The sequence below is a fragment of the Polyangiaceae bacterium genome, from assembly GCA_016715885.1.
Taxonomy (GTDB): Bacteria; Myxococcota_A; Polyangia; order Polyangiales; family Polyangiaceae; genus Polyangium.
The window spans coordinates 577,725-595,162 of the sequence record JADJXL010000025.1; the positions used below are offsets into that span (position 1 = coordinate 577,725).

Genomic DNA, 17,438 nt, shown 5'->3' on the forward strand with positions numbered 1-17,438 from the left:
CATGCACATCCATGAAGATCATGCTGAAGCTCGAGAACATGAAGACCGGCGACACATCCTTCGAGGAGTTTGCCGATGAAGAAGCAACGGCCGCGTGGCTACGTGAACGCCCACGCTTCACGGACGTGCTGGGCGTGGTCTTCGAAGGGCTGACGCGGGAGCAAAACGACCGTCTGAAGAAGACCATGCGACCGCTCGACGACGAGGAACGTGCGGCGGAAAAGGAACTTGCGGAAACGCGCGCGAAGGCCGCGGAAGCAGCGCGTGCAGAACGAGCGAAGGAAGATGAAGCGGCCCGAGCGGCTCAACGCGAGGCCCAGAAAAACCTGAGCCCGGATCGCCCGATGGAAGTGCGATACCGTTACGACACGGGATTATCGCTTACAGATCAGGACGATCCGCGTGGCATTTCGGACGAAGTGCGTGCTGCCGTGATGGCGTGGGTTGCCGAGCGCAACGAATGGGTGGAAGGTCGCGGGCAAATCGTGGGCGAGGCGAAGGTTACCGTGCTTCCAGGCTCGCTGCCCAAACCGGGAATGGATCGCGTCCAGCATGGATCGTTCGTGCCGGTGACAGGCCCGAAAAAGGGCTGATTCACACTTCACGATCCGAGCGCGCTTCGGGATTCGTGAGCCGGCAGCGCGAGAGGTGCGCCCAAGCCAAACCCTTGGGCCAATCCGCACATGCTCTTGACCATCAAACGCCGCGCAAACGGTAATTTCATCGCAATGGGAAAACCAACGTCCCGAAGCCATCCGAGCGGCGTAAGATGGCTCTGGAAAAATGGCGTCACCCAGCGCGTGACGAATTGATAGTAGCCCAAATGCGACCGCCGCATACGTGAATATGCATTGAGCGCTTCGGGCAAAAGGTCGTGCATGGAAAGGGCGTTTGCCAATACCATTGCATCCCATAATGCCAAGTTGGCTCCCTGGCCGAGCTGCGGGCTCATGGCATGCGCCGCGTCGCCCAAATACACGACGCGATCGTCGTTCCACGGATACATCGACACGTCGTGGTATTGCGCGAAAAGAACATCGTCGACCGAATGAATTTGCTCGAGTACCACTTCGGCGCGCGGATCGAGCGCCACGACGTCGCGCTTCCACGCATCGAGCCCCGCGGCGCGCCATTCATTCACCTTTGCGGCCGGAAGGCTATAAAACAAACTGACTTTGTCGGTCGATCCGCTTCCTGGGCCGAACCCCGTTGGCAATAGGCCCATCATGCGCCGAGATCCCCGGACGACTTGCGCAAGCTCGCCGCGAAATTGCCCCCGAGCATCGTCCGCAACAAACCATAATGCGCCCCACGGATAGGGGCGAATCGTTTTGCGAATCGAGGTATCGTCACGCAAATGCGATTTTGCTCCATCGGCGACGATACACAACGCATGCGGACCGAGACGTTTTCCTTCGGGTGTGACGAAATGGACCCGCCCTTCGCCGGCATCGGCTAGATCTTGGATGGCAACGCCAAGGCGAAGCGTGACGTCTGCGGCTTGCACGGCTTGAAAAAGGTGCTCGAAAAGCACGCCGCGATGCAGGCCATGGCCCACGTGATTGCCCGGGATGTCGCCGTAGTGCAAATCGAATATGTTTCGGCCTCGATCGGAGCGACAAACCAGTCTCGTAATCGGCGTACATCGTGAAACGACGGCGTCTGCGAGTCCCAGAAGCTCGAGCACCGCTTTTCCCGTCGGCTGAAGCATCACACCTGCTCCCACGGGACCCGGGTTTGCGACGCGTTCGTAGATGGTGACGCGATGTCCCGCCCGCGAAAGAAAAAGCGCTGCGGCACTGCCTGCCGTACCGCAACCAATGATGCCAACGTCGATCGGTTTCATGAAGGTTCGTGCTCGAGGCAAGAAACGAGATGCCGCGTCGCGTGTCAAGCGCCTCTTGGGGCATCGGCCCGGGAAAAACCGAATCGCCTTGAAAATAGCACGCTTCCACGATTTTTTGCTCGTCACGCGGCTGACTTATCGCTACAATCGATGTCGTCACGGAGCCGAAGACGTGGGATCGAGCCGCAACATTGCCGTCATTGCCTGCGCGTCGTTCAAGGGCACGCTTTCGTCGCGCCAGGCGGGTGATGCCATTGCTCGTGGTATGCGGCGAGCTGGTATCGATGCGGTCGTCGTCGCTCTCGCGGATGGCGGCGAGGGCCTCGTCGAAGCGCTCGTTTCGCAAGTGCCTGCAATGCGCGACTCGTATCGGGAATCGACGTTTTGTTGGATGCGATTGGATTTGATGGATGGCTCGACGATGCAAACGTCGTCATCACGGGTGAAGGGCGTCTCGATGGGCAAACATTGATGGGTAAAGCGCCGCTCGGGGTCGCTCGGCGTGCGGCGCGAAAGAACATCGTTTCAATTGCGATTGGTGGTTCGGTCGATGAAGCGATGAAAACCGAGCTATTGGCGCATTTCGTGCGGATCGAGTCGCTTGCTGAATTTGCGGGGTCGGTTGAACGGGCTATGGCGGATGCGGCGGCGATGCTCGAGGAGCTGGCGTTTGCAAGGGCGGGCGAATGGATGGGGGCAGCGGCGGAATGAGGGTGCTCACGCGGACGATTGCCACGACCAGGTATCGGGGTTCCAGGTACCGTTTTCGCTGGCAAGAATGGGATTGAGGAAGGCGCTGGCGCGTTGAAAGACGTCGTCGAGCGTGGGCCAAGGGAGGTTGTTTTCGCGCGCCATGCGTGCATAACCGCCGGTCCAGCGTTCGGGAGGCCGGGGCAGCGCGTCGGGTATGGGATGGCTCGCACGATGCGAGAATGTTTCTACAATTGCGCGACGAAGGTCGTCGCTACGAAATTGCGCCGACGTGCCTAGCACGACGATATCGGGCAGATCTTTGATGCGCGAGTTTTCGGTCAGTCGAGGCAGAGTATACGCGTGGAGCTTTTCTGCCAAATGAACTTCGCGTGCGTAGACGCGAGCCTGAGATTGAGGCAAATTTGCAAAGGAAAAGAGATCACCGCAGGGAAGCGTCGCTGGTGGAATCGCCATACGATCACCAAACGCGACGTCGAGACCGAAACGGTCGCCATATATTTTGCCGGCTAGGCGCGCTTCAACCTGAAAACGAAATCCATCATACACGACACCTGGCCCTTCAATCGTCGGAACGGTCGCATGCGGCTGGATTTCGAACGTCATAAAGTCACCGAGCTCGAGTTGCCCCGCACGGGCCAACTCGAGCTGCAACCCTTCTGACGAACCATAGAAAGCGAAATCCACGTCGCGCGTCATGCGAGCTTCCGAAAGAAACAATTCGAGAGCCACGCCACCTTTCAGAACGGCTCGGTCACCAAAGTGCTGGAAGATTCGAGCGACAAAGCGATCGAAGACGGCTCGCTGGCGAACACGTGGAATGGTTTGCCCAAGCTCGGAAGCCTTTTTCCTTAGCCGAGCTTCGAGAGCTTGCTTGAAAGCGTCGGCATTCGCATAGCGCCTTTGGTTCATGCAGATTTGGCTTTGCGTGCTTGAAGGGTATGGAGTTCTGCGGGACTCAACATGCCGCGGCGATAGGCATCCGACAAGGCTTGATCCAGAATATCGGGCGGTAATTGATCATCGATACAATCCACGAGCGTTCGCAGTGGTTTGGTAAATGGAACGGGTCCCATCCAAGTGATTTCGGATGCATCCACGTTTCCATGATGAACGACCGTATTCGCCGAAAGCTGCATACCTTCGATGGGCTTCCATCCTGGCGGGACGGTGACGTGAGTACGAACGGGCAATATGTCGGACAGCTCGTGCAATGCGAGGGCCGTGTCGTGCGAGAACACGCCTTGCTTTTCGGTCTGGAGCCAGGTGATGACGAGGTCTTCGTGGTCGGACGGGGGATAATGCACGAAGCGATATACGCCGTCGGCGATCAGGTCGACGTGTTCCTTCAATTCGAGAATATCCGTTGATGCATATCCGAGCTCAATCGCCTGCCAGGCGGTAAAATAACCCGCTTGTGTTGCTGCAAGCGATTGAAGACGCTCCCTTTCTGCGTCCGAACGTGGTAGCCAGTCCAAATATTCTTCAACAATGGGCATGGATTCGATATGAGCTCGAGCGGGTGTGCCGTTTTCGTGAGCTTCAAGAGCCGCTCGGCGAAATTCGTCGAAAAAGCGGGGAACATCTTTGACGATCATCCGCATTTTACCCAAATCGATTCCGGGTTCCGCAAAGGTCTACCGGTTCCATATCAAAATGGAGCTTGATTTCGGCCCCAGCATGTTCTGGAATTTGTGAATCTGGCTTGACCATGAAATCCAGCGTTGTTGTTTTCTCGACTTGGCCGTCGCGAACGATCATGAACAGCTCTTCAATCAACGCGGCGTCGTCTTCGTTCAGCTCACGATCCAGACCCATCGCCCCGAATCGGCGGGCTCTCGCTTCAATGAAACACAGTTTCTCGAGTATCTCATGATAGCGAACAAGGTCAGGCAACGATGTATCTCGTTCCACGGATGACAAGTCGCTCTCATGCACGATAACATTGCGTTCGATATCGATGAGTCGAATTCGGCTGCTGGAACGCATGGTCCAGAGCAGGACGGCTACCATTTCCTTTTCGTCCGCGGGGGTCCTGCCAATACGCACCTTGCGTAGACGCACCAAGCCATTTTTCTCCCGAATATGCAGATCAAGGGTCACCTCGAGTGGGATGGCTTGATGATCATTCACAAGCGTTACTCGGGTGCTGTCGCTTCTCACAATACGAAACTCAATATAGGGAAGCGCTACGGTGCCATTTTGCGATGACACCTCGAGCCGCATAGAAATCCTATGCTCGGATGGCTTGGACGCATGTACCTCGATGAGAGTGGGCAGCGGAATCCGACCACGTCGCCTTCGATGCGAAAGTGGATATCCACCTGATGCAAGGTATTTGCCATCCATCGTTGTCGATGTTCCCTCATCGAGCGCATGCTCCAATGCGCGTAATGCAGCCCTTCCTTCATCGGTTGCAGGGAATGAAAATGTAACTTCTACCGAGCCACCGTTGGAAAGACGTTCCATCGAGACGCTCCGCGTCTCCTGATCGTCCGCCGCGACAGAACGCCTTGTCAAATTCGCCTGCTCGCTCTTCTCCGTACCCATGCTCGCCCGCACTGTAGCACCTTCCCCTGCCCGCTGTCGCCCCCGAAATCCCCTCCCCCGCATCTTGGAGCGTGTTCAAACTTCGACGGAGGTAGCCCTCCCCAGGCGGGCAAACCCAGATTCCCCAGCAGTGCCCCTACCGCGGTTTTACCCCGACAAACAATTCGTAACTCCCCGGCTCCAGCTCGGAATGGTCGAACGGCACGTTTCGCGCCTGAAAACCCACTTCTTCGAGGATCCGTAACCAATCGGCGCGCGAAAAAAGCCCCTCGATGTGCCGATCGTGTACGACGTGAACCTCCCCATTCGCTTCGCGCAACATGTACGCATAATCCACGGTGTACGTCGTATCCGTCGGATCGGGATCCCAAACCCATGCAAGGTATCGCAATCCACGAACGCCGTCGTCCTCACCACCGCATTCAGTATAGGGCACGCTGAAGTTTTCGCGCAGATGATCAGGCGCAAAAAGTGCCGAGCCCCCCGGCCGGCAATGAATGAATGCCGTCTCGATCGCCGCTCGCAAATCCGCCTCGCTCGTCATGTACGTAATGGCGTCGTGAATGAACACGCGGTCGAACGTTCGCCCGAGCCGTACCGTGCGCATGTCGCCTCGAACATGCTCGCATTCGGGATTCAGCGCACGACTCACTTCGAGCATCCCAGGCGCCGGATCGACCAGCACCATATCGAAGTGCGCCTTGAGAAACGAAGCATTGTTCCCTCCGCCGCTGCCAAGCTCGACCAACGTGCGCGCGGGAGAGTCCCCCGCATCGAGCAAACATTTCGTATAAAATGCCGCTTCCTCGGCGTAATCGGCCGGAGGCGATAGAAGAGGCCACCACGTGGCAAGTTCGTCGTAGAGCTTCATCGGCGTGCCAATCCTCGTCATCGTACCATCGTACCGTTGCGTAACAACTCCCCCTCCTACACCGCCTCGAGCAAGAATGCCACCTCGATGCACCAAAGCATACACACTAGGAAATTTTCCTAGCATCACCAAACAAAACGTCTAAAGTAGCGCACGATGGAAGCTCACGAGACTCGAGCTCTCGACTTTCAACGCGTCGGCCCGCACCAAATGCGAATCGAAGAGCCGGACACGCTGCACATTCGGCTCTACGGCGTTGTGGAACGCGAACACTTCGAAATATTTTTTCGAACCATCATGGACGCCGTGCCGCCGCCAACACCCCTCTACGTCCTTCGGGACGCTCGTAATGGCGGCGAAGTCACCGCGCAAGCCCGCCGCTTCATCGCACGGCAAGTCGATATTGCACGAGTCGCCGCCATCGTGACATTTGGCGCATCGTTTCACGGGCGTACAATCATCACGATGCTGAACAAGGCGATGCGGCTCTTCAACAAGAATGCGCCTACGATCGTGTTCTTCGACTCAGAAGCCGAAGCTCGAGCATGGATCGCCGCTCACCGCAATCGGTCGAACCTCGCCACGCCTTGACCGTCCCCCGCGAATCGCCAGCTAGAACTTCGCGACACTTGAAAGCTCGCACATTTTTCTGGCCTCTTTCTACACATCCCATGTAGAGTGCCTCACGATGTCAGAAGGTAACGGCCATGCCACCGAAGTGCACCGAGTGGGGCCGCACGTTCTCGAAATCGAACCCCCCGACGTCGCGCACGTTCACTACGACGGAGACGTGGAGCTCGAGCACTTCAAGGCTTTCGACGATATCATCTCGGCCATCCCGCCCCCTATCCGCGTCTACATCCTCCGGGACGCACGTAGAGGCGGTTTCATCACGCCAGAAGCACGCGCGTATGCGGCAAAAAAGGTCGACGTTGCACGCGTCGCAGCCGTCGTGACGTACGGTTCGTCTTTCCAAGCTCGAACCGTGGTCGCGATGATGAACAAGGCCGTGAAGCTCATCAATTCGGTGAATTCGGGCGCAGGAGCCGTCTTCTTCGACACGGAACAGCAAGCGCGAGCCTGGATCTCCGAACATCGCGTTCGGTCGAAGTAGCCCCGGCGCAACTTTCACTTGACGACGTAGGGCGCCATGGCCGAAGTACGTCCAAGGTCGGCCATCATGTCAGCTTCTCGAACCATCGAACAACCCGGAGGCGATCCGGAGGTCCTACGTGTCGTCGCGAAGAAGAAAAAAAGCACACGCTTTCGGTGGATAGCACTCATCGCCTTTCTCCTCGCAGCATCCGGCGGCGGTTTTGCCGTGTGGAAGAAGCAGACGGCGACGACGCAAACGACGCAATATCAAACACAAAAGGTGGAACGAGGCGACTTGCGGGTGAGCGTGACGGCGACGGGAACGCTCAAGGCGCGAAGCACGGTCGAGGTTGGTGCGGAAATCACGGGGCGCGTACTTCAAGTTCACGTGAACTTCAACGACAAGGTGACGCGCGGGCAAATATTGGCAGAGATTGACACGGAAACGTACAAGGCGCGTGTCGAAGAAGCGCAAGCGCAACTCACGGCTGCAAGTGCGACGTTGCGGAATGCGAAGGCGACGGCGAACGAAGCCAAATTGAAGGTGGATCGTGGCAAGAACACGGTCGCGGAGGGGTTGCTCGCGCAGCAAGACTTCGAAACGCTCGAAGCCAATCACGAACGAGCCAAGGCACAGATCGTGTCCGCGGGCGCTCAAGTGACCCTGGCCCAAGCATCGCTGAAAGTCGCTCAAACCAATCTCTCCAAAGCCGTCATTCGTTCGCCCATCGACGGGGTGGTGCTGAATCGAGCCGTCGAGCCAGGACAAACCGTCACGTCGGGCCTGCAAACTCCGGTGCTTTTCGTGCTCGCCGCGGACCTCGGCGAATTGCAGCTCAACGTGCAGGTGGACGAAGCGGACGTGGGATCCGTGGTCGAAGGTCAAACGGCGACGTTCACCGTCGATGCCTATTCGCAACGAACGTTCGATTCGAAAGTGCTGGCCGTAAAAAACCTCCCGACGGCCGGTACGACCATCGTGACGTACGAAGCATGGCTTTCGGTGGACAATGAAAAACGATTGCTGCGCCCGGGAATGACGGCCACGGCGACCATCGTGGTGGACGAGCGGAAAGACGTGCTGCTCGCGCCCAATGCAGCGTTGCGATTCAATCCGAATCGTCGTCGCGACGATGCGAATACGAAAAAGGGCGTGTCGGTCGATCAATTCTTGCCAACGGCGAGGAGGGGGCCTACGAGGCAAAATACGCGCGCTCCTGGCGGGCCTGGAGCGGGACCGCGCAAGCCCGCGCTCTGGTTGCCTACCGGCGGTGAACCCAAGCGCGTCAACGTGGAGGTTGGTCCGAGCGATGGGATTCGCACGGAAATCAAGTCGGACGAAATCACGGAAGGCACCGAAGTCATTTTGACGGCCGTCGAGGCGCCCCGTGGATGAGCCGACGGCGAATGGCGGAGCATTTCCCATTGTGGAATTCCGCGGTGTCGAAAAGGTATATGGAGAAGGCGAATCCGAAGTGCGTGCGCTCGACGGCGTGGACTTGAAAATAGAGCCTCGCGAATTCGTGAGCATCATGGGATCGAGCGGTTCGGGCAAGTCGACGGCCATGAACGTGATTGGTTGTCTCGACGTGCCCACGGGTGGGCAGTATTTGTTTCGTGGCGTGGACGTGGGCAAACTCGACAATGACCAACGCGCGCTGCTCCGGCGCCATTTCATAGGATTCGTCTTTCAAGGCTTCAACTTGCTCGCTCGGACGTCGGCGCTCGAAAACGTCGAATTGCCGCTCATCTATCGGCGCGTTCCCGCCGAAGAACGAAGGCAAAGGGCCCTTCGAGCGCTCACGCTCGTGGGACTCGACAATCGCGCTGGGCACACGAGCGCTCAATTATCGGGTGGGCAGCAACAACGCGTCGCGATTGCCCGGGCGCTCGTGACCGAGCCATCGCTGCTTTTGGCAGACGAGCCGACCGGCAATTTGGATACGGCTCGAAAAGCCGAAATCATGGATCTTTTGACGAAGCTCAATCGCGAGCATGGCATTACGGTCGTCATGGTCACGCACGAGCCGGACATGGCCGAATACGGGACGCGGACGGTGGTATTCCGCGACGGCCGTATCATTTCGGGGGCGAACTGATGCTGTGGACGACGCTCGTCATGGCGCTGCGCGAAGTGCGCCGAAATGCATTGCGATCCTTTCTGACGATGCTGGGCATCATGATCGGTGTCGGCGCGGTCATTGCCATGGTCACGATTGGTGAAGGTGCAACGCAAAAGGTGCGAGCCGACGTCGGAGCGCTCGGCGAAAACCTCCTCGTGGTGTCGCCTGGAGCCGCGCGACGCGGGCCTGTGCGCACGCCAGCCGTTCCTTTTCAGCAGGACGACGTGGATGCGCTTCGGCGCGAAATCGTAGGCATGCAGGCCCTGGCGCCCACCGCCCAATCGGGTGCGACGGTCGTTTATGGCAATCAAAATTGGCCTACGTCCACCATTGGGATCGACGAGGCGTTCTTCGACGTACGCGGATACAAAATCGACATTGGCCGCACTTTATCGGAAACCGAAATGGCCACGGGAACGGCGGCCTGCATTTTGGGAAAAACCGTTCGCGAAAACCTGTTCGGCGAAGAACGCCCGATGGGAAAACGCATTCGTGTCGCCCAGATGTCGTGCCTCGTCGTGGGTGTATTGGCCGCGAAAGGCCAAGCTGCCGTCGGGGGCGATCAAGACGACGTGGTGCTCATGCCGCTGCGCGCATTTCAACGGCGCGTCGCCGGCAACCTCAACGTCGGCTCCATTTACGTGCAAACGGCAGGGTCTTCGTATACCGCATCGGTCCAATCGCAAATCGAGGATCTCTTGCGCGAAAGGCGACGCATTGCCCCCGGTGCGCTCGACGATTTCAACGTACGCAACATGCAAGAAATTGCAGACACCATGAGCAGCGTGACCGCTTCCATGACCAGCCTGCTCGGTGGAATCGCCGCCGTCAGCTTGCTCGTCGGCGGCATTGGCATCATGAACATCATGCTCGTCAGCGTCACGGAACGAACGCGCGAAGTCGGCACGCGCCTCGCCATCGGTGCCCTCGCAAGCGAAGTCCTCATGCAATTCCTCGTCGAAGCCGTCGTGCTCGCCATGCTCGGCGGAATGCTGGGCATCGCATTTGGTTTGTCGCTGTCATATGCAGCGACGTCGGCGTTATCGCTCCCCTATTCCATTTCACCGGCGACCATCGCGGGAGCGTTCGGGTTCTCCGCAGCCGTCGGCGTCGCATTCGGGTATTTGCCCGCGCGCAAAGCCGCGCGGCTCAATCCCATCGAGGCATTGCGGCACGAGTGACGCGCTTGTCTATTGCCCTCGCCCCGGCGGCACGCTTCCCCGCGGCGGAATACTGTTTCGCTGGAAATCGCCCGACCAGCCCTTGAGCAAGTCCATCAATGTCGACCACATCTCACGAATCGACGCAAATCGATGCTGCGGCTCGACCGCGAGCACTCGCGCCACCCAGCGATCGATTCCCTTCGGCAAATCCGGCCTCTTGTCCGTCAACGTCGGTCTCGGCCCCCGAATGACGAGCCTGACCACATCGACCAGCGATTCACCACGAAATGGTACATGCCCCGCCAGTATTCGATAAATCACCGCCCCCATCGCGTACATGTCGGCAGCCGACGATATCGTAATCGATGACCCCTGCCAACTCTCCGGCGCAATGAACGACGGCGACCCGACGACATACCCGTCCTGCGTCAGCGGCGTGGATGCGGAGAGATCTTTGATCATTCCAAAATCGAGGAGTCGCACACGCCCCCGCGCGGTCGAATCCAATACGAAAATATTCGCCGGCTTCAAATCTCGATGAACGATCCCCCGCGCGTGCGCAGCTTCGAGCGTGTCCACGATCGGGGCCAATAACTCAATCATCGTCGGCACCGGCAACGGCCCGAACTCTCGCTCGTGCTTATGGAGATGCCGCTCCAAATCATGCCCACGCAGCATCTCCATCACGATGTACATCTGCCCCTCTTTCGTGCGATTCAGCGCAAAAACTTGCACCGCCGCAGTCCCCGAAAGCACCCCCATCGCTCGCGCTTCGCGGCGCATACGCGTCGTGAATTCAGGTGAATCGGCAACCTCACGCTTCAAAATCTTGATGGCAACGGGAGCCCCAATGTCCAAATCCTCCGCCTCGTAAACAGCCCCCTGCCCCCCTTCGCCAATCAGCCGCAGAACACGGTATTGCCCATCGAGAACTTCACCCGAATTCATAAGCACCTTCCGAAGATGTGCCGATTGAAGGGGGGCTCGTGCTCAATCATGCTGCGCCCCCCCAAACGGCAACACCGCAATCGACTCAGGAAGCAGGCGCCGCAACCTGCGCCAATGCAATCGGGAGTATCTCGTCCATCGAATCGACGAGCGTCACTTGAACCGCGTCCAAAATGTCTCTCGGCACGTCGTCCAAGTCCCGCCGGTTCTTCGCCGGAATCAGCACGTGCTTGATACCCGCCCGATGCGCCGCAAGAAGCTTTTCCTTCACGCCCGTCACCGGCATCACCCGCCCGCGCAGCGATATCTCGCCCGTCATCGCAATGTCCGAACGAACCGGACAATCGAGCAGCAGCGAGCATACCGCCGTGAACATCGTCACGCCCGCCGCAGGACCATCCCGCGGAACCCCGTGCTTCGGCACGTGCAAGTGCAAGTCGATGTTCTTCAACCACTCCGGATCCAAATGCAACCGATCCGCCTTGCTCCGCACGAACGATACAGCCGTCGTCGCCGACTCCTGCATCACGTTCTTCATGTTCCCCGTCAGCACGATGTTGCCTTTGCCAGGCATCTTCGACGCTTCGATGAACAGAAGCTCCCCACCTCCAGGCGTCCATGCCAAACCCGTCGCAACCCCGGGCTCGAGCACCTTCTCCGCGATCTCCGGTCGATACTTATGCGGCCCGAGCACCTTCTCCACATGCTCCGCTCCGACCACCTCGCGCACGTCGATGCCCTCGGCCAGTCGCACCGCCGTCGCGCGACAAACCGCCGCAATCTCCCGCTCGAGACCACGCACGCCAGCTTCCCGCGTGTAGTGATCGATGATCGCCGCAACGCCCTCCTCGATGAACTCGAGACGTTCGTCCGTCAGCCCGTGCGCGCTGAGCTGCTTCGGCACCAAAAACTCACGTGCAATGCCGAGTTTGTCCGTGCGCGTGTACCCCGGTACCTCGATCACCTCCATGCGATCCATCAGCGCCGCAGGAATCGTGTCCCGGTTGTTCGCCGTCGCCAAAAACGTCACCTGCGACAAGTCGAACGGCATGTCCAAGTAGTGATCCTGAAACGTCGCATTCTGCTCCGGATCCAGTACCTCGAGCAGCGCCGCCGCCGGATCACCCCTCAGGTCCGCTCCGAGTTTGTCCACTTCGTCGAGGACCAACACCGGGTTCTTCGTGCCCGCTTTCTTCAGCGCCTGAATGATGCGCCCAGGTAGCGCCCCCACGTACGTGCGCCGATGCCCTCGAACCTCCGCCTCGTCTCGCACTCCGCCCAGCGCGATGCGCTCGTACTGCCGTCCCATCGCTCGCGCAATCGACTTGCCCAGCGACGTCTTACCCACACCAGGCGGCCCAATGAACAGCAGAATCGGTCCCTTCTTGTCCGTGCGAAGCTGACGAATCGCCGAGTACTCGACGATGCGCTTCTTCACCTTTTCGAGACCCATGTGGTCTTCGTCCAAGCACCGACGAACTTCTTTGGTGCTCAAACGATCCACCGTCGTCTTCGACCACGGCAAGTCCGCGATCCATTCGACGTACGTCCGCGTCAGGTTGTACTCGGCCGACTGCTGCGCCATCGAACGCATGCGGTTGAGCTGCTTTCGAGCTACTTTTTCCACATCCGTGGGCGGTTTGGCCTTCCGAACCCGCTCGCGAAGCTCCTCGATCTCGTCGTCCTCGGATGACTCGCCGAGCTCTTCGCGAATGCTCTTCATCTGCTGCCGAAGAATGTCTTCGCGTTGGCTCTTGCCCGTCTCCTCTTGCACCATCGAGGAGATTTCTTTCTTCACGCGCAGCACTTCGAGCTGCCGGCCCACCATCGCGAGCACCAAGCGCACTCGCGCCTTCACGTCGAACGCTTCGAGGATCTCTTGCTTGTTTGCGACCGACGCTTGCGCTTGAGGAAAGTTCGACGCGATGAGATCCGCGAGCGCTCCGGGTTCGCGCACGTTGTCGAGAATGCTCGCCGTGTCGCGCGGCAAGTTCGGCATCAGCGCGAGCACTTCGCGCGTTGCTTCGCGAAGCCCCGTGCCGAGCGCATCGAGCTCCACGTCGCGCACGAGCGATTCCGGAATGCGTTCGATCTTCGCCCGCATGTACGGCTCGAGCGACGACGTACCTCGCATGCGAAACCGACCGAGACCATGCAGCACCACCGAGTAGTTGCTCGGCCCGAGTCGAATCACCTTCACGACACGAGCGATCGTGCCGATCGTGTACAGATCCTTGAACGTCGGCTCATCGACGTCCGACGAGCGCTGACTGAGCACGCCGACGAGCGCTTTTTCGCGACCGAGAAGATCCTCGACGAGCCGCACGCTCCGTGGACGTCCGACGTTGATGGGAACGACGGACATAGGGAACAGAACGGAATTCCGGAGCGGAAGGATGGGGACACTGTCCTCGGGCGGAGGCGGCGGAGGTGGACGAGATGGCGGTGCGCCACTGGATGCCATGCGCGCCAACCTAGTACATTTTTTCGTCGAGCGCCGCGGGGTTTGGGGCGAAGGGCGCCGAAGGCGATCCGAGCCTCAAATGTGGAAACCGGGTAGGCGTCGTCAAAAATCTCGGATCTTCCAGAGGCCGTGTTCGCGCACGAGCGCCACGGTTCCTCCGGCGCCGTAGGACATGGCCGCGTTGTCGCCGGTCTCTTCGATGGCTGCCGTGGGCAGCGCCGCTCGAATGGCCTGGACAATGCGGTTCATTTGCTCCTTTTGCGGACCTTCCCAATCCTTGCGCAGCTTCTCCGCCGTGATGTCCGTCGTCGACGCGGACGCTGCGGACGCTGGCGCATTCGCGGTGGGCGATCCTGCTTCTGCTGTGGCCGATGCCGTCGGAGGCTCGTCGCCCGGGAGCACGCCCGTTTTTTCCGCGTCGGGCACGTAGCGCAGGATCACATCGTACCGCTTGCGTTCGTAGGCACGCAGAAACCCTGCGAGCGCCTGGCGCGGCGTTGCTTGGCTGTACAAGTCGATCGCGGCGGCATCGATGCGCCACTTGCCGTTTTCGTACACGAGCAAGAGCTCGTCTCCGTTCGGCATGTTGACCGTTGCGGTCACGACGGGATCGCTCGCAGGGCGCGAGACGGCCTGAGCAATTTCTTTGATTTCCTGGGGGTTTTCCTTCGCGGCGCGACGGAACGCATCGAGCGACATCGAGCGTTTGGCGTCGTCCGAGAGCAGCCGATACGCGTCATCGACGCGCCCTTCGCGCAGCGCCTGAGCGTACGCGCGCAGCGTGTCACTCGGCCCTTGCTGGACGATCGCGCTCGAACCGCAACCAAGGGCGACGAAGGCGAATGGGAGCAGGAGGGCGAGAAGCTTCACGTGCGCGGGTTTAGCACAGGCGGGGCGAGATGAGATCGGGTAGATGGATGCGGCTCACGTACCTTCCGTGACTGGCGTCTCGGACTTGCCCTTTGCCGCCTTGGCAACTCGGTTGGCCGCTTCGCGCTGCTCTTCGAGGACATCGAAATAACCGAATATCTGAGCATCGATGTCTTTGGGCAATGCGGCATTGCGACGTGCTTCGCGCGAAACCAGTTTGTCTTTGATATTGATATCGAGTTTTGATGCTCGTTCGCATGCTTCCGTGACATGCCATATTGTGGGATGGGAATGACGGCGCGTCGGGGCACGAGGGATGGGGCGAGGTACGCGTGCACGCGGATCGATTCGGCGATGAACTGCATTTGGAATTGGCACTGCAACGCACACGCGAACACGGAAAATGGGTGGGCCAATGGCGAAGGGCCGCGAGATGGGTTTTATCGGCGCTTGCGCCGGCGCCTGATGATTCCCAAGCCGAGCCCCAGCGCAAGCAGCATGCTGCCAGCGCTCGTCGTGCCGCTCGAAGGAGAACCGGCCACGCGGCACGAGCAATCACCTTCGGGATTGATATCGCCCGTCGGCGGCGTCCCTCCGCCACCCATTCCACCTTCGCCGCCCGCGCCCATTCCACCTTCGCCGCCCGCGCCCATTCCACCTTCGCCCATTCCACCGACGCCGCCCATTCCACCAGCTCCGCCCATTCCACCGGCGCCACCCATGCATACGCCCGCCAAGCACGTGCCGCCCGTGCAGACGGTGCCGTCAGGCTTGTTGGCAGGCATGGGGCAGCTCGTCGAAATGCCGTCGCAGGTCGCCGAATTATTACATTCGCCCGCGGCGGCTTGGCATATCGCGCCTGGCGGGGCCATCAAGTCCTGCGTGCATCCCTTCGTGAACCCGTCGCATTTTTCGGGAATATCGCAAGGCCCAGCCGCAGGCCGGCAATCCTCCGTCACGCCGAGGACGGCATCCGACGGGCATTGCCCATCGATGCCATTGCACACTTCGGCGACGTCACACGGCCCGGTTTTCGCTCGGCATTCGCTGTTCGCAGCAACCAAGGTATCGCTCGGGCAGGCACCATTCATACCGTCGCACACTTCGGCGACGTCGCAATCGCCCACCGACGCGCGGCATTCGGTGTTCGCTGGGACCTTGACGTCGCTCGGACAAGCGCCACTGACGCCGTCGCATGACTCGGCCACGTCGCAATCACCCGTTTTCGCTCGACATTCGGTGCCCGTCACGAAAAGACCGCAGGTTCCGTCCGCTTGGGCTCCCGCCGCAATGCTACACGCCTGGCAATCGTTCGAGACGCCCCCACCGCAAGCGGTATCGCAGCACAAGCCGTCCACGCAGAATCCACTCTGACAGTCGGGTCCCATTGCACACGGAACGCCGTTTCCCTTGCCCGGTGGTATCAAAAAGGTATACGCGGCGCCGGCGTTATAGCCCTTTTCAATGTCCCCCGTCGCCCCGACGACCACCGCGTCTCCGGACAACGCGACCGAATAACCGAATTCGGCGTCTTGCGTGTCGGAGCTCGGGACAATCTTGGCATCTTGGCTCCAAGTGCCGCCGCTGCGCAAGAACACGTAGGCCGAGCCGGAATTCAGTTTCGCGCCATTGTCCCCAGACGCCCCGACGAGCGCCAAGTCCCCTGACAGCGCGACCGAAATGCCAAAATAATCGCTCGCCGCGCCGTCGTCCGCGATGAGCTTTGCCTGCTGGGTCCAGACGCTGCCATTGCGCTCGAACACGTAGGCCGAGCCGATGCCCGAGCCCAGGTCGCTATCCAAGTACGCCCCCACGAGCGCCGTGTTCGCCGACAGCGCAACCGATGCGCCGAACCTGTCGTCCGCCGTGCCGTCGTTCGCGAAGAGCTTGGCCTGCTCGGTCCAGACGCTGCCATTGCGCGTGAATACGTAGGCCGAGCCGGAGCCCGAGCCTTTGTCGTCGTTGCCGAACGCTCCGACGAGCGCGCTGTCGCCGGATACTGCGATGGACCATCCGAAGTAGTCGTCGGCTGCCCCGTCGCTCGCAATGAGCTTGGCCTGTTCGGTCCAGACGGTGCCATTGCGCGTGAATACGTATACGGAGCCCGAGTTTTGACCATTGTCGTCGTTTCTGGCCGAAGCGACGAGGGCGGTGTCGCCCGATAGCGCGACAGCCTCGCCGAATCTGTCCTCCAATGCCCCATCACTGGCGAGGAGTTTGGCCTCTTGGGTCCACACGCCGGCATTACGCACGAAGACGTAGGCCGAGCCGGAGTTTCCGGTCTGGTCGTCGTCGCCGTCGGCCCCGATGAGGGCCGTATCGCCCGACAGCGCGACCGAAGAGCCGAACCCGTCGAAATACGCGCCATCGCTTGCGACGAGCTTGGTCTGCTCGGTCCAGACCCCGCCATTGCGCACGAAGACGTAGGCCGCGCCCCTGTCGCTGATGGCCCCTGTCGCCCCGACGAGCGCCGTGTCTCCGGAAGCCGCGACGGAACCGCCGAAGAAATGCTCGCTGAACCCGTCGCTCGCCACGAGCTTACTTTGCGGCGTAACGATCAACGAATGGAGGTCCAGCGGATACGTGGGGTCCGCCGATGCTCTTTGCATTTCGGAAAGCGCCGCCCGAGCATCCGCATGAAGCGGGTTTTCCGAGCGATCCGGCGAGCATGATGTCGCGAGCGTAAAAAGCGGGATCAGCGCGCAGAGAATGGGCGGGGTTCGGCGCGAAAATGCGAGCAAGTGGGGCATGTGTGGAAGCTACAAAGGAGCTGCCGTGCGATCAACGAAAAAGGGCC

17 protein-coding genes and 1 pseudogene are annotated in these 17,438 nt (G+C 59.9%); 8 read left to right on the top strand and 10 right to left on the bottom strand.

The window, feature by feature from the left end; genetic code table 11:
* Positions 1 to 11: 11 nt before the first annotated feature.
* A complete protein-coding gene (locus tag IPM54_37365; GenBank protein ID MBK9265444.1) occupies positions 12 to 593 on the top strand; it encodes a hypothetical protein in 582 nt (193 codons plus the stop codon).
* 8 nt (positions 594 to 601) lie between these two features.
* On the opposite strand, the gene IPM54_37370 is transcribed toward IPM54_37365, so the two are convergent.
* Entirely contained in the window at positions 602 to 1,846 is a 1,245-nt protein-coding gene (locus IPM54_37370) for an FAD-dependent monooxygenase (GenBank protein ID MBK9265445.1), read from the bottom strand.
* Here IPM54_37370 and IPM54_37375 point away from each other — a divergent pair.
* Both IPM54_37375 and IPM54_37380 read left to right on the top strand, forming a co-directional pair.
* A complete protein-coding gene (locus IPM54_37375) occupies positions 1,845 to 2,318 on the top strand; it encodes a glycerate kinase (protein MBK9265446.1) in 474 nt (157 codons plus the stop codon). The two genes, IPM54_37370 and IPM54_37375, sit on opposite strands and share 2 nt — an antisense overlap.
* Positions 2,234 to 2,557 carry a glycerate kinase gene (locus tag IPM54_37380; protein MBK9265447.1) on the top strand — a complete coding sequence of 108 codons (324 nt, stop codon included), beginning with the start codon at positions 2,234 to 2,236 and terminating at the stop codon, positions 2,555 to 2,557. The genes IPM54_37375 and IPM54_37380 overlap by 85 nt, the downstream gene beginning before the upstream one ends.
* Positions 2,558 to 2,563: 6 nt before the next feature.
* Here the strand turns inward: IPM54_37380 and IPM54_37385 are convergent, their stop codons facing one another.
* The 4 genes from IPM54_37385 to IPM54_37400 form a co-directional block, all read right to left on the bottom strand.
* A complete protein-coding gene (locus tag IPM54_37385; protein ID MBK9265448.1) occupies positions 2,564 to 3,469 on the bottom strand; it encodes a nucleotidyl transferase AbiEii/AbiGii toxin family protein in 906 nt (301 codons plus the stop codon).
* Complete coding sequence (locus IPM54_37390; protein ID MBK9265449.1) at positions 3,466 to 4,056, bottom strand: hypothetical protein; 591 nt, start codon at positions 4,054 to 4,056, stop codon at positions 3,466 to 3,468. Before IPM54_37390 ends, IPM54_37385 begins: the two co-directional genes overlap by 4 nt.
* Positions 4,057 to 4,162: 106 nt before the next feature.
* Positions 4,163 to 5,026, bottom strand: coding sequence for a hypothetical protein (locus tag IPM54_37395; protein ID MBK9265450.1), 864 nt, complete (start codon positions 5,024 to 5,026; stop codon positions 4,163 to 4,165).
* Between the two features lie 217 nt (positions 5,027 to 5,243).
* Positions 5,244 to 5,978 carry a class I SAM-dependent methyltransferase gene (locus IPM54_37400; protein ID MBK9265451.1) on the bottom strand — a complete coding sequence of 245 codons (735 nt, stop codon included), beginning with the start codon at positions 5,976 to 5,978 and terminating at the stop codon, positions 5,244 to 5,246.
* Between the two features lie 156 nt (positions 5,979 to 6,134).
* On the opposite strand from IPM54_37400, the gene IPM54_37405 reads away from it, so the two are divergent.
* The 5 genes from IPM54_37405 (at position 6,135) to IPM54_37425 (ending at position 10,377) form a co-directional block, all read left to right on the top strand.
* Positions 6,135 to 6,569, top strand: coding sequence for a hypothetical protein (locus tag IPM54_37405; GenBank protein MBK9265452.1), 435 nt, complete (start codon positions 6,135 to 6,137; stop codon positions 6,567 to 6,569).
* A gap of 97 nt (positions 6,570 to 6,666) precedes the next feature.
* The gene (locus tag IPM54_37410) at positions 6,667 to 7,092 is read left to right on the top strand and encodes a hypothetical protein (protein MBK9265453.1); all 426 of its coding nucleotides are present in this window, start codon (positions 6,667 to 6,669) and stop codon (positions 7,090 to 7,092) included.
* 66 nt (positions 7,093 to 7,158) lie between these two features.
* Positions 7,159 to 8,469 carry an efflux RND transporter periplasmic adaptor subunit gene (locus IPM54_37415; protein MBK9265454.1) on the top strand — a complete coding sequence of 437 codons (1,311 nt, stop codon included), beginning with the start codon at positions 7,159 to 7,161 and terminating at the stop codon, positions 8,467 to 8,469.
* The gene (locus tag IPM54_37420; protein MBK9265455.1) at positions 8,462 to 9,172 is read left to right on the top strand and encodes an ABC transporter ATP-binding protein; all 711 of its coding nucleotides are present in this window, start codon (positions 8,462 to 8,464) and stop codon (positions 9,170 to 9,172) included. The genes IPM54_37415 and IPM54_37420 overlap by 8 nt, the downstream gene beginning before the upstream one ends.
* Positions 9,172 to 10,377 carry an ABC transporter permease gene (locus IPM54_37425; protein ID MBK9265456.1) on the top strand — a complete coding sequence of 402 codons (1,206 nt, stop codon included), beginning with the start codon at positions 9,172 to 9,174 and terminating at the stop codon, positions 10,375 to 10,377. Before IPM54_37420 ends, IPM54_37425 begins: the two co-directional genes overlap by 1 nt.
* Before the next feature lie 9 nt (positions 10,378 to 10,386).
* Here the strand turns inward: IPM54_37425 and IPM54_37430 are convergent, their stop codons facing one another.
* The 5 genes and pseudogenes from IPM54_37430 to IPM54_37450 all read right to left on the bottom strand — a co-directional run bounded on the left by IPM54_37430 (position 10,387) and on the right by IPM54_37450 (position 17,250).
* On the bottom strand, positions 10,387 to 11,307 hold the full coding sequence (locus tag IPM54_37430) for a serine/threonine protein kinase (protein MBK9265457.1): 921 nt from the start codon (positions 11,305 to 11,307) through the stop codon (positions 10,387 to 10,389).
* 85 nt (positions 11,308 to 11,392) lie between these two features.
* The gene (gene lon / locus IPM54_37435; protein ID MBK9265458.1) at positions 11,393 to 13,771 is read right to left on the bottom strand and encodes an endopeptidase La; all 2,379 of its coding nucleotides are present in this window, start codon (positions 13,769 to 13,771) and stop codon (positions 11,393 to 11,395) included.
* Between the two features lie 102 nt (positions 13,772 to 13,873).
* Positions 13,874 to 14,641 carry a hypothetical protein gene (locus IPM54_37440; protein MBK9265459.1) on the bottom strand — a complete coding sequence of 256 codons (768 nt, stop codon included), beginning with the start codon at positions 14,639 to 14,641 and terminating at the stop codon, positions 13,874 to 13,876.
* A 54-nt stretch (positions 14,642 to 14,695) separates the two neighbouring features.
* Complete coding sequence (locus tag IPM54_37445; protein ID MBK9265460.1) at positions 14,696 to 15,019, bottom strand: hypothetical protein; 324 nt, start codon at positions 15,017 to 15,019, stop codon at positions 14,696 to 14,698.
* A gap of 1,049 nt (positions 15,020 to 16,068) precedes the next feature.
* Positions 16,069 to 17,250 (bottom strand): annotated as a pseudogene (locus IPM54_37450) (FG-GAP repeat protein).
* Between the last annotated feature and the right edge of the window lie 188 nt (positions 17,251 to 17,438).